Genomic DNA, 12444 nt, shown 5'->3' on the forward strand with positions numbered 1-12444 from the left:
AGCAAAAGGGTGGAGCCATGCCGATCTTCAAACGCGTTCGCAGCCGTCGGCCCGACGATCAGGACATGAGCGAGACTGCCCGACCGCAACGCCGCCTTCGCATATTGCTGATCGACGAAAATCCTACCGCGCGCGCCGTCGTCGCCCGCCGCCTGTCGCACCTGAACTATGACGTGGCGCTGGCGGAAAATGGCTTTGTCGCGGTCAACCTGCTCGTCACGCGCCCGGCCGACATCATCCTGATCGACATGGGGCTGACCATGTTGCCCGCGATCGCGACGATGAAGAAAATCCGCGCCGCGAACCTTTCCGCCTCCGCCTGCTTCGTCATGCTGACCGGGCGGCTCGACAGCCAGTCGACGGTGGAGGCGCTGGAGGCCGGGGCCGACGACCATGTCGTCAAACCCTTTGATTTCGACGTGCTCGACGCGCGGCTGCGTCATCTGTGCCTGCGTGCCGAAACGCTCGGCACGCTCACCCGTCACAATGCCGAACTAGACGCCCGCATCGCGCGGCGCGCCGTCGAACTGGGCGAAACGCGCGAAACCCTGCGCGAACTTCAGGCCGACCGCGCCCGCCTCGTATCATCCATCCAGGCGCTGCATGACGAAGTCGAGCGACTGAGCGCGCAACAGGGCTGACCCTTCAGTCCAAGGTCACCCACAGCGACAAGCCTTCACCCGGCTCGGCAGGCGGCCCGTCCGCCACGATCCGCGCCGCATCGGCCCGCGCCCGGTCGAGGATCAAGGCAGGGACTGACGGGGGATGGTAGATCCTGTCCGCTTCCCCTAGCAACCGCGCGGCGCGCAGCGTCAGTTCATCCGGATCGTCCGACGATAGACGGATGGATACCAGCCGCGCTGCCACCGCCTGCCCCTCCGCCGCCAGCCACGCGCCAAGTGCATCCGCCGCGTCGGCCCGTAGCGGATCGATCATCCCGCCCGGCGCAAGGCCCGCGTCTATGCCCCGCCGCCGCGCGCCGGCATCGGCCCAGCGCGCCTTGATCGCCCCGCGCGCGGCCAGCAAGCCATCCGCCAATTTGCCCAACCGCGCGGGCAGCATCGCCTCCAGCCTCTGCCGCAGCGCCTTGGCCAGCCCCGCCGACGCCCCGCCCGTGCCGATCGCGATCAGCACCGGATCGCGGTCGACGATCGCGGGCAGGGTGAAATCGCACAGGTCTGGATTGTCGGTCGCATTGACCAGCACGCCGCGCGCCCGCAGCCGCTCCGCCGTCGCCGCGTCGCCATCCGACACGATGGCGATCCGCGCAGCGCTGTCCTCCTCGCCCACGATTTGTGCGCCCGCCCGCTCCAGCAGGCGGCGCTTGGCGTCGGCCGCCTCGCCCGCCCCGGTCAGGATCACCGGCCTGCCCGTCAGGCGCAAAAAGACGGGCAGGCTGTGCATCAGTCGGCCAGCCAGTCCGGAATGCTATCGCCAGCGATCAGCGCCTCGATCGGCGGGCGCGCACGCACCACCGCCCATTTGTCGCCCGATACCAGCACTTCGGGGGCCAGCGGGCGGCTGTTATAGGTGCCCGCCATCGTCGCGCCATAAGCGCCCGCGGTCATGAACGCGACCAGATCGCCCGCGGCCACCACGTCCATGTCGCGGCCCATGGCGAAAGTATCGCCGGTCTCGCACACCGGCCCCACCACATTGGCGGCGGCGCGCTGCCCCGCCGGGGTCACCGCGCGAATATCATGCCATGCGTCATACAGGCTGGGCCGCAACAGGTCGTTCATCGCCGCGTCGACGATGACGAAAGGCGCCTTCGCGCCCTGTTTCACCCGCACAACCCGCGACAGCAAGGCTCCCGCATTGCCTACGATCACCCGGCCCGGTTCGAACATCAACCGCACCGGCCAATCCTGCGTTACCCGGCACACCATGTCGCCATAGGCCGCCGGGCTGGGCGGCTCCGGCAGGGCGGGGTCATAGGGGACGCCCAGGCCGCCACCCAGATCGGCGGTGCGAATGTCATGGCCGGCATCGCGCAGCGCCGCGATCAGCGCGCCAACCTTGGTAAAGGCCGCCTCCAGCGGGGCGAGGTCGGTCAACTGGCTGCCGATATGGACGGCAACGCCCTGCACATCCAGCCCCGGCAGATCGCGCGCGGCGGCATAGCTTTCCAGCGCCCTGGCATAGGGGATGCCGAACTTGTTTTCCGACTTGCCGGTCGAAATCTTGGCATGGGTGCCCGCATCGACGTCCGGGTTGATCCGATAGGCCACCGGCGCGCGCTTGCCCATCGACAGCGCGACTTCGGACAACATTTCCGCTTCCGGTTCGCTTTCCAGATTGAACTGGAAAATACCGTGGGTCAGCGCCAGCCGCATTTCCTCAGCCGTCTTGCCAACGCCCGAAAAGACGATGCGGTCGGCCGGAATGCCCGCCGCGATCGCCCGCAGCAATTCCCCGCCCGACACCACGTCCGCGCCCAGGCCCAGTTTCGCCAGCGTCGCCAGCACGGCCGCATTGGGGTTCGCCTTGACCGCAAAGGCGATCAGCGGATTGTCGAGGCTGCCCAGCGCGTCGCGGAACACGCCGACATGGCGCGTCAGGGTCGCGGTCGAATAGACATAGACCGGCGTGCCGACCGCATCGGCGATCGCCGCCATCGGCACCTGCTCCACCTGCATGGCGCCGTCCACATAGTCGAAATGGTCCAAATTCCGGTCCTCAGTCTCTTATTGGGGCTGCTTTTCGGGCGGCAGGTCAAATTCGTCCGCCTGTCGCTTTTGCGACTGGGTCAGCAATTCCACATTGCGTTGCGGCCGCGCCTGGGTCGATGGCGTCATCAACTGCGCGGCGGTCGGCGAAGTCGCCGCGCCCACCGGCACCGCTGGCAGCTCCTGGCCCGCAACGGGCTTCAACGGTTGTCGCCCGCCGCAGGAAACCAGCGCCAGCGCGGTAAAGGCCAGTCCCGCGATCGTCCGAATCGTCATGATCCCAATTCCTCCCGCGCCTGCGCGATCCGCGCCCGCACCTGCATGGGCGCCGTGCCGCCATGGCTCATCCGGCTGGCGACCGACGCATCGACCGTCAGCACCGCATAGACGCGATCGTCGATCCGCGCGTCGATGCCCTGCAACGTGGCGATCGGCAGCTGGTCGAGCGGCACGCCCGCCGCTTCCGCCGCCGCCACGGCACGTCCGGTGATATGGTGCGCCTCGCGGAAAGGAATACCCCCTTCGCGCACCAGCCAGTCGGCCAGATCCGTCGCGGTGGCAAAGCCGCTTTCGGCCAGGCCGCGCATCCGGTCGGTGCGGAACGTCACCGTTTCGATCATCCCGGTCATCGCCGCGATCGACAGGGCCAGCAGGTCGTGCGCCTCGAACACGGGCGGCTTGTCGTCCTGCATGTCCTTCGAATAGGCGAGCGGCAGCCCCTTCATCGTCACGCACAGCGCGTTCATGCAGCCCATGATCCGCCCGGCATGGCCGCGCACCAGTTCGGCGGCGTCGGGATTGCGCTTTTGCGGCATGATCGAACTGCCGGTCGAATAGGCGTCGGGCAGCTTGACGAAGCCGAAGGGCTGGCTGGCCCAGATGATGAACTCCTCGGCCAGCCGCGACAGGTGCAGCGATGCCTGCGTTGCCGCCATCAAATAATCGAGCGCGAAGTCGCGGTCGCTCACGCTGTCCAGGCTGTTGTCGGTCGGCTTGGCAAAGCCCAGGGCCGCCGCCGTCGCGTGCCGGTCGATCGGAAAGCCGGTACCGGCCAGCGCCGCCGCGCCCAGCGGGCATTCGTCCGCCCGCGCCCGCGCATCGGCAAAGCGGCTGCGGTCGCGGCGCACCATCTCATAATAGGCCATCAGATGATGGCCCAGCGTTACCGGCTGGGCCGACTGCAAATGGGTAAAGCCCGGCATCACCGCATCGGCATTCTCGTCTGCCCGCGCCAGCAGCGCGCGTTGCAGGCCGATCAGCCCCGCCTGCACCTCGTCGATCGCATCGCGCACCCACAGGCGGAAATCGGTCGCTACCTGATCGTTGCGGCTGCGCGCGGTGTGCAGCCGCCCGGCGGTCGGGCCGATCAGCTGCGCCAGCCGCGACTCGGTGACCATGTGGATGTCCTCAAGGTCCAGATCCACCGGCACGCCATCGGCTTCATATTCCGCCGCGATCCGGTTCAGCCCCTCGGTAATCGCCTGCGCATCCTCGCCATCGACGATGCCCTGCTTGGCCAGCATTGCGACATGCGCCTTCGATCCTGCGATGTCCTGCTTCCACAATCGCTTGTCGAATGGGATGGAGGCATTTATCTCGCGCATGATCGAAGCGGGGCCGGCCGCGAACCGGCCACCCCACATGCTGTTGGAGCCTTCTCCCTTGGAACCCCCATTGTCCCGATCTGCTTCACGCGCGCTGATGATACTGCTCCTGACTGCCGGATTGGCGGCCTGCGATAGGCAATCGCCGCCCGCTGGGCAAGCCAATGCAAGCATGAGCGGTGAGGTTCCCGCGTCAGGCAATGCCTCGCAGGGAGACGGCGAGTTCAGCTATCGGCTGGACCGCAGCAAGGCGGGCACCCCCGCTCCCACCTTCGCCTTCCAGAATCCCGACGGGGGCGATGCTACCTTGCAGGATTTCGCCGGACGCCCGATGCTGGTCAATCTGTGGGCGACCTGGTGCACCCCCTGCGTTGCGGAAATGCCAACGCTCGACCGGATCGCGCAAAGCTATGGCCCAAAGGGGCTGGCCGTCCTCACCATTTCGCAGGACACGCAGGGGGCAAAGGCGGTCAAGCCCTTCTTCGCCAAGCATCCCCTGCCCCATCTCAAGGGCTGGGCTGATCCGGACAATCATTTCGGCTTCGACTATGCCACCGTACTGCTCCCCACGACCGTCCTTTATGACGCAAAGGGCAAGGAAATGGTCCGCGTGATCGGCGCGATGGATTGGGAAGGGGCGGAAGCCAAGGCGCTGATAGAGGCCGCCATGGCGTCCTGACCACACGGCTCTTTGGCGCAGCCGCAAAATCGGCTTACGCGGCTGCGCCTGCCAAATAACGCCTCGTTTCCGACATAGAAACGAAGCAGAAACAATCCACAAATCTGTAATTTTTGTGCAGCGCAATAGAGGATCGGCGCCACCCCTTCGTCATTCCCCCTGTCATCGATAAAGCTGAACAGGGGACATGAATGACACGGTTATCGGCGCTTAAACTCTCACTGATCCTCGCATCGTCCTGGTCCGCCTGCGCCATCGCGCAAGACGCGCCACAGGAACCACAGGTTGACGAAGGCGCAGCGATCATCGTCACCGGCACCCGCGCCGTCGGCATGCAGGCCGCAGACAGCGCCGCACCGATCCAGGTGCTCAGCCAGGACGCCATCGCCCATGTCGGCCAGCCGAACCTCAACCAGGTGCTGACCCAGATCGTACCAAGCTTCACGGCCCAGACGCAGGGCACCGACCTTTCCAGCTTCTCGCTGTCGGCCCGTCTGCGCGGTCTCAGCCCCAACCACACGCTGGTGCTGGTCAACGGCAAGCGCCGCCACGGCAATGGCATCCTTCAGGTGCTCGGCGCCTTCTCCGGCTCGGCCGCGCCCAGCATTGATCTTATTCCGCCAGACTCGGTCGAACGCGTCGAAGTGCTGCAGGAAGGCGCCGCCGCCGTGTATGGCACGGACGCCATTGCAGGCGTCATCAACTTCATTCTGAAGGATGATCCAGAGGGCGGCTCGATCAAGCTGACCGGCGGTCAGCATTATGACAGCGAAGGCGAACTTTTCTCCGTTTCCGGCAATTATGGCGTCCGGCTTGGCGAGGACGGCTATATCAACCTGTCCCTGTTCCATCGCCGCCAGGACTATACCACGCTCGGCGAAGGCCAGGTGCAGGTGACGAAGCTGGATGGCACGCTTCAGCCCAATGCCCCTGCCCAATGGTCGAACCTTACCGGCGATGCGCTGGCCGGGATCAATGGCGGCCAGCCCAAGACCGAACTCAACCTGCTCTTCTACAATGCCGGTTATGATTTCGGCGGCGTGGAAGTCTATAGCTTCGGCAGCCTCGCCCGCCGCGAAGGCTGGGCCAAGCAGGGCTACCGCCATCCCAAGCGCATCTGCTACGAATCCGGCAATCTGGGTGGCGGCGTCACGCCCGCAGCCTACAATCCCAATATCTGCTACAGCAATACCGGCACTGTGGGCATGGTCCCGCTCCAGCATGTGATCGAGGATGAATATAGCTTCACTGTCGGCGCGCGCGGCGAAACGGCAGGCTGGAACTATGACCTGAGCACCACCTACGGCAATCAGAAGAACGACATCTGGACCGAGAAGTCCGCCCATCGCGAAGTGTGGCAGGAAAGCTATGCCGCGTCGCTATTGGGCGTCGGCGTCCCCAACACGCCTGACAAGGCCTATGACGGCGGCTTCCGCCTCAGCCAGACCACAGTGACCGCCGACATCCGCAAGGAATTCGACATAGGCATGGCCACTCCGCTGACCTTCGCGTTCGGCGGCGAATATCGCAAGGACACCTATGAGATCGTCCAGGGCGATTTCTATTCGACCTACAAGACGGGGGTTCAGTCCTTCCCCGGCTACAAGTCGACCGACGCCGGGCGTTTCAAGCGCAGTTCGCGCGCGGGCTACCTGAACTTCATCGCCAACCCGGTCGAAGGCTGGAGCGTCGATCTGGCGGGCCGTTACGAAGATTATACCGATTTCGGCGATACGCTGATCGGCAAGATCACGACCCGCTATGATCTGTCCGATGCCTTTGCGGTCCGCGCCACGGCCAGCACCGGCTTCCGCGCACCGACACTGGCCGAACAGAAATATTCGACCATCAACGTGGGGCCAACCAGCGCCGTCGCCCAGCTTCCCGCTGGCACGCCCGCTGCCGCCCTGCTCGGCTTCGACTCGCTTGGCCCGGAAAAATCGAAGAACTTCTCGGCGGGCATCGTTCTGCGCCCCGTGCCCCGGCTGGCGATCACCGTCGATGCCTATCTTATCAAGATCAAGGACCGCATCGCCGCTACCGCATCGCGCAACGCCGTCCAGGGCGGCGTGATCCAGCCCGGCGCAGCAGCGATCTTCGACGCGCTGGCGGCCGCCGGCATCGTTCTCGATACCGCGCTCCAGACCGTTGGCGTGCAAAGCTTCACCAACGGCATCAACACGGAGACCAAGGGCATCGACTTCTCCGCCAGCTATCCGGTCGCGCTTGGTTTCGGCACGCTCAACCTGTCGCTGAACGGCAATTACAACAAGACCAAGATCACCAAGAACAAGGTCGGCTATCCGCTGTTCAACGCCGCGTCGGAAAGCAATATCGAAGATACGACGCCCAAATATAAGGTCGGCTTCGGCGCCCTGCTGAAGGCTGACAAGCTGACCGTCAACCTGCGCGAAACCCTCTATGCCAAGCAGAGCGTGCTGGTCCGTCCGGGCGTTGGCAGCGGCGTGATCCCCGATGGCGGCTTCCTGATCGCCGACGGCGCGCTGATCAACGGCGTCAATGCGAACCAGCTCTATTTCAACGGCGTGGTGAAACGGGCAATCATCACCGACCTGGAAGTCGGCTATGATTTCACCGACAATGTCACCTTCTCGATCGGTGCGAACAATCTGTTCGACAAGATTCCCGAAGTGCCCAAGCTGGTGACCGGCACCGGGGTGGTCGTCAATCCCGGCGTGTCGCCCTACATCAACGGCTCCGGTTCCTATAACAGCCCCTATAACCACGGCGCCTATGGCACGTCGGGCGGCTATTATTACGCCCGCATCGACTTCAAATTCTGATCGACCGTTAAATCATGTCATAAAGGAAGGGCCGGTTCGGAAACGCACCGGCCCTTTTCCGTCCGACAGGGGTCCGTCCATGCAGCCATTCGCCCTCCTCGCCGCGCTCGGCCTGACCATCGCAGCACCAGCCATGGCGCAGCAGGCGATGCCCGCGGCTCTGCCCTTTTCTCCTGCCGTCCGCGTCGGCGACACGCTCTATCTGTCCGGCCAGATCGGGCAGGTGCCGCCGGGCATGGACCCACACGGGGAGGGGTTTGACGCCGCCGTCAAAGCGGCAATGGATTCGATCGGCAGGATATTGGCCGACAACGGCCTCGACTTTGGCCAAGTCGTCAAATGCACGGTGATGCTAGATGACATGGCGGACTGGCCCCGCTTCAACGCGGCCTATCTCCCCTATTTCAAGGGCAAGCGCCTGCCCGCGCGCAGCGCCTTTGGCGCCGATGGCCTGGCGCTGGGCGCGCCGCTGGAAGTAGAATGTATCGCCGCGTTCAAATAGGGCTGGCTTCGCGCAGCAGCAGCACCGGCACGCCATCGCGCACCGGATAGGCCAGCCCCGCCGCGTCGGAGACCAGCACCCCGCGCGCATCGTCCCAACGCAGCGGCGTGCGCGTCACCGGGCAGACCAGCTTGGCCATCAGCCACGGGTCGACCGGCGCGCCAGCACCTGCTCCGCTCATTGCTCCGGTCATTGCCCCGGTCATTGCATCGTCGCGCCGCCATCGCGCTCGATCCGGCCGAAAATCTGCATTAGCTGGATGATCCGTTCCGACCGTTCGCCCAGCGTGTCCGCTTCCAGCAGCGTCTGCTTGGCCGCCGCGTCGAATGGCGCGATCTGGGCGATGCCATTGACCAGCGCCATATCATCGAGCCGCGACACCGCCGTCCAGTCGACGACATAGCCCAGCGCATCGGCAAAACGGCGCGATTCCTGCTCCAGCGCCGCCCGTTCTACCGCATGCAGCACCTCATCCTCCTGCGGCGCCTGCATCACATCGGCCTCGATCTGGCGGAACTGCGTCGTTACCGGCAATTCGCGCACTACCTTGAACCGCGCCAGCCCGGTCAGGATGATGTTGAACCGCCCATCGTCCAGCGCCTCGATATGGCTGACATGGCCCAGGCAACCCATGTCGAACAGCTGCGGCACCGGCCCGTCGCCACGCGGCTGGATCATGCCGATCCGCCGGTCCCGCGCCATCGTGTCCTGGATCAGCGCGCGGTATCGCGGCTCGAAAATATGCAGCGGCAAATCCATGCCGGGCAGCAGCAGCGCGCCGGACAGCGGGAATATCGAGACGCGGGCAAGAGGCACCGGCCGGGCCGTCAGGCGAACAATATCTGCGACAGCTTGCGACGCTGCGCCGATACCCAGGGATCTTCCAGCCCGACCGCCTCGAACAGGGTCAGCAATTGCGTCCGCGCCGCGCTGTCATTCCACGCCCGGTCGCGCCGGACAATCTCCAGCAGCGCCTCTGCCGCGCCATCCCGGTCGCCATTGGCCATCAGCCCGCCCGCCAGCTCGAACCGTGCCTCATGATCGTCCGGGTCGGCTGCGACCTTCGCCTCCAGCCCCGACAGGTCAGCCACCGGCTTGGCGTCACGCGCCAGGGCAATCGCCGCGCGCGCGCGATCCACCGCCTGATCCTTGGCCGCATCGGCGGGCAGCGCGTCCAGCACCGCGTCCGCCTCGTCCAGCTGCCCCATCGCCACCAGCGCCCGCGCCTGGCCCGACGCCACATCAGCATGGCCGGGCACCATGTCGGCAATCTGGGCAAAGATCGACAGGGCGCGCTCGGCATCGCCCGCGGCCAGCGTTTCCTCGGCCATTGCGATCAACGGCGCGATTTCCAGTTCCTGCGCCTTTTCCTCCGATTCGATCGGCAACTGGCCCAGCAACTGGTCGAGATATTGTTTGAGCTGCCCTTCGGTCCGCGCCTGGGACAGGTCGGCGACCGGCTGGCCCTGGAACACGGCATAGACGGTCGGGATCGACTGGACCCGGAACTGGCTGGCGATAAAGCCATTTTCGTCGACGTTCACCTTGACCAGCTTGACGCCCTTGGCCGCATAGTCGGCGCATACCTTCTCGATGATCGGCGTCAGCTGCTTGCACGGACCGCACCATTCGGCCCAGAAATCCACGATCACCAACTGCGTGCGCGAAGGCTCCACCACGTCGCGGCGAAACGCCTCCACGGCCAGCTTGTCGGCCTCGCTCATTCCCAGGGTCGCCACGCTTTCATCTCCTGCCACTGCGGTACGTCGCCGCCTCCATAGCCCGCAATATGGGTAGCGTCACCCTCCCCGCAAGGCAGGACATACGCGCGCTGCAACAAACTCGCCCGCTCCTCTGCCCGGACGCCCAACGCCAGTATTCTATGGGTGGCCGGGTGGGGGAGCGGGCCGGTGCGGCAGCAAAAATGCGCTCTACCGCGCATTTTTCAAAAAACTTCTCAGAAAGTGTAGCCAACCCCGAGCGCGGCGAGAAACTGGTTCTTCGACCCGGCAATCGCCACCACGGGCGAATCGGCATAGCGGCCCAGCATCCGCGAATAGCCAACCGCGCCCACGATCACCCATCCCTTGCGGATGTCGCCGGACAGGGAATAGCCCCCCGTCAGATTGGCGTTGACGCGCCGGAACCCGGAACCGCTGCCGCCGCGCGTATAGACCGGCAGGCCGCTTGCCAGCGCGCCCGCTGGATCGACGTCGAAATAATAGCGGCCAAACTTCTTGCCGACATAATCGGCCGACAGGCCGATGCCCGCAAAGCTGCGGATCGACAGCGGCGTGAAATATTCGATCGCGGGGGTGACGATATAGCTTTCATGCGCGCCCGCGACATCCTTGGTCACCGCGACCCGCGCGCTCAGATTGTCATAGGCGCTGGTGATGATCCCGGTCTTGCCGATGCCGACATAGCCGCCGACCTCCACTGCGGTATCGCGCTTGCCCAGCGCTTCGACCGCGCTGTCCTTGATCTGCTTGCGGCTGGTCCGGTCCAGCCGGACGCCCACGGCCGGTCCCGCCTGAAAGTCGATGCCGCTGTCATCCCGGTTGGGAATGGCATCGAAAAACAGCATGGGGCCACGGGTGAAGAAGGCATGATCCTTCACCTTGCCGCGCAATTGCGGGCCAACGATCAATCGGGAATCGTCGGACCCTTCATAGCTGGGGACGGAAGCGACGCCCACGCCGATGGTCAGGCTGCTGTGATCCTCCGCCTCCTGCGCCAGCGCGGGCGCGGCGGCCATGAAAGGAAGGGTGAGGAGGAGGATGCGGGTAAGCTGGTTCATAAGGCCCCTGTTCAGCCAATGGCGGTCGGCCACACAATGTTTCACGCCGGTTACAGGTTCCGCCGGATATGCCTACAGGAAATATTTGACCCGGATGTCCTGTTCCACCGGCGCGCCTGCGACCGCAAAACTGGCCGCTCGGAAACTGGGCGCGCCAAAGCGCAGCACCGGATTGCGGGAAAAGCCGACCCCCTCGCGCGGGATGCCAGCGAATGTATCCAGCTTGCCATTGCCATTTTCGTCATGGACGATCGCGATGGCGTAATCGCCCGGCGTCACATTGCCGATCGTCACCGCCCCGCCCCTGGCCGCTACCGCAAAATGCCGCTTGTCGGGATCATCGCTGCAATCTGGGAAATAACGCGGCACCCGCGTCACGCACACCAATATCTGTCCTTTGGTCGATCGCAGCCCCTCCAGCGCCATGATGAGCGGCTGCGGCTGCCCCAGCGGCGCCGCGCCCAGCAGCAGCGGAACCAGCAACGTCAACCCACCGACCCGCCCCTTCACGCGCGCGCCTTTGCCGTAAAATCGCCCAGCCCCCGATCCGTGCCGCACAATCGGTCCCAGACCCGGAAATAGAGGCCGTAATTGCAGGCATAGAGGTCATGGTGCCGCTGATGATGGGTGGCGGTGATCAGCCAGCCGCCCAGCGGCCCGCGCACCATCCAGCGCGGAAACATCTCCCACCCCATATGATTGCTGACCCCCATGATCGTCATGATCGTCAGCACCGCCGCCAGCGCGCCGACATGGATCGGGATGATGAACACCAGCGCCGGTATCACCACCGCCCCGGTCAGCGCTTCCCAGGGGTGAAAGCTCATCGCCGCCCAGGCCGTTGGCGGGCGGCTGGCATGATGCACCGCATGGGCGATGCGAAAGGGCTTGGGCCGGTGCATCCAGCGATGCGTCCAGTAAAACCATGTGTCATGTGCGGCCAGGTAAAGCAGTACCGACACGGGGAGGTACCAGATCGGGAAGGCTGCGACATCGGTATAGATGCGCGTCCATCCGCGCGCCTGCCATCCCCATGCGACGATCCCGGCGGGGATGCCGTAAATCAGCGCGGACAGCAGCGACCAGCCGATCTCCCGACGCATCTGCCGCTCCAGCCCGCGATACAGGCCCGGCTGCCGCACTCGCGTCGCCAGCGCAAAACCGCCGCTCGCCAGCAGATAGCGAACGCCGACAATGGCGCTCATCGCCAAAGCGGACCAGAAAATAGCTGCGACCATCCAGCGCCTATAGCCCAAACAAATCCCGGCATCCCAACGAAAGCTGCAATCCCGCCTTTTTCTTCGCACCACTGTGACATCCTCCCCTTGCAGGGGAGGTGGCAGCACGACGTGCTGACGGAGGGGTGTTACCCTATCGAGACGGCGA

The 12444-nt window shown here is 65.0% G+C and carries 14 protein-coding genes; 4 read left to right on the forward strand and 10 right to left on the reverse strand.

Annotation, left to right across the window (positions count from 1 at the left end):
* Positions 1-17 precede the first annotated feature (17 nt).
* Entirely contained in the window at positions 18-641 is a 624-nt protein-coding gene (locus tag SX1_RS11370) for a response regulator transcription factor (protein ID WP_017183853.1), read from the forward strand.
* Between the two features lie 4 nt (positions 642-645).
* On the opposite strand, the gene SX1_RS11375 is transcribed toward SX1_RS11370, so the two are convergent.
* The 4 genes from SX1_RS11375 to argH are packed head-to-tail and all read right to left on the reverse strand — an operon-like array spanning position 646 to position 4312.
* A complete protein-coding gene (locus SX1_RS11375) occupies positions 646-1404 on the reverse strand; it encodes a precorrin-2 dehydrogenase/sirohydrochlorin ferrochelatase family protein (protein ID WP_019053080.1) in 759 nt (252 codons plus the stop codon).
* A complete protein-coding gene (gene lysA / locus SX1_RS11380) occupies positions 1404-2669 on the reverse strand; it encodes a diaminopimelate decarboxylase (protein WP_026149685.1) in 1266 nt (421 codons plus the stop codon). The genes SX1_RS11375 and lysA overlap by 1 nt, the downstream gene beginning before the upstream one ends.
* Positions 2670-2687: 18 nt before the next feature.
* Entirely contained in the window at positions 2688-2945 is a 258-nt protein-coding gene (locus SX1_RS11385) for a hypothetical protein (protein ID WP_019053082.1), read from the reverse strand.
* Positions 2942-4312 (reverse strand): argininosuccinate lyase, encoded by a 1371-nt coding sequence (argH, locus tag SX1_RS11390; RefSeq protein ID WP_026149686.1) that lies wholly within the window; start codon positions 4310-4312, stop codon positions 2942-2944. The genes SX1_RS11385 and argH overlap by 4 nt, the downstream gene beginning before the upstream one ends.
* 58 nt (positions 4313-4370) lie before the next feature.
* Between argH and SX1_RS11395 the strand changes: the two genes are divergently transcribed.
* From SX1_RS11395 to SX1_RS11405, 3 genes are all read left to right on the forward strand, one after another.
* Positions 4371-4952 carry a TlpA family protein disulfide reductase gene (locus SX1_RS11395; protein ID WP_026149687.1) on the forward strand — a complete coding sequence of 194 codons (582 nt, stop codon included), beginning with the start codon at positions 4371-4373 and terminating at the stop codon, positions 4950-4952.
* Between the two features lie 191 nt (positions 4953-5143).
* A complete protein-coding gene (locus SX1_RS11400; protein ID WP_019053085.1) occupies positions 5144-7756 on the forward strand; it encodes a TonB-dependent receptor plug domain-containing protein in 2613 nt (870 codons plus the stop codon).
* A gap of 79 nt (positions 7757-7835) precedes the next feature.
* Entirely contained in the window at positions 7836-8258 is a 423-nt protein-coding gene (locus tag SX1_RS11405) for a RidA family protein (RefSeq protein WP_019053086.1), read from the forward strand.
* Here SX1_RS11405 and SX1_RS11410 read toward each other — a convergent pair.
* The 6 genes from SX1_RS11410 to SX1_RS11435 form a co-directional block, all read right to left on the reverse strand.
* Entirely contained in the window at positions 8251-8439 is a 189-nt protein-coding gene (locus SX1_RS11410; protein ID WP_019053087.1) for a Trm112 family protein, read from the reverse strand. The two genes, SX1_RS11405 and SX1_RS11410, sit on opposite strands and share 8 nt — an antisense overlap.
* A 20-nt stretch (positions 8440-8459) precedes the next feature.
* Positions 8460-9074: an LON peptidase substrate-binding domain-containing protein gene (locus SX1_RS11415; RefSeq protein WP_019053088.1), complete on the reverse strand. Its 615-nt coding sequence runs from the start codon at positions 9072-9074 to the stop codon at positions 8460-8462.
* A gap of 11 nt (positions 9075-9085) precedes the next feature.
* On the reverse strand, positions 9086-9997 hold the full coding sequence (locus SX1_RS11420; protein ID WP_026149688.1) for a tetratricopeptide repeat protein: 912 nt from the start codon (positions 9995-9997) through the stop codon (positions 9086-9088).
* Between the two features lie 218 nt (positions 9998-10215).
* Positions 10216-11058, reverse strand: coding sequence for a MipA/OmpV family protein (locus tag SX1_RS11425; RefSeq protein ID WP_019053090.1), 843 nt, complete (start codon positions 11056-11058; stop codon positions 10216-10218).
* Positions 11059-11130: 72 nt separating this feature from the next.
* Complete coding sequence (locus SX1_RS11430) at positions 11131-11568, reverse strand: DUF2141 domain-containing protein (protein ID WP_019053091.1); 438 nt, start codon at positions 11566-11568, stop codon at positions 11131-11133.
* Complete coding sequence (locus SX1_RS11435; protein ID WP_017183840.1) at positions 11565-12296, reverse strand: sterol desaturase family protein; 732 nt, start codon at positions 12294-12296, stop codon at positions 11565-11567. Before SX1_RS11435 ends, SX1_RS11430 begins: the two co-directional genes overlap by 4 nt.
* Positions 12297-12444 lie beyond the last annotated feature (148 nt).

Source organism: Sphingobium xenophagum NBRC 107872, from assembly GCF_000367345.1.
In the GTDB taxonomy this organism is placed as follows: domain Bacteria; phylum Pseudomonadota; class Alphaproteobacteria; order Sphingomonadales; family Sphingomonadaceae; genus Sphingobium; species Sphingobium xenophagum.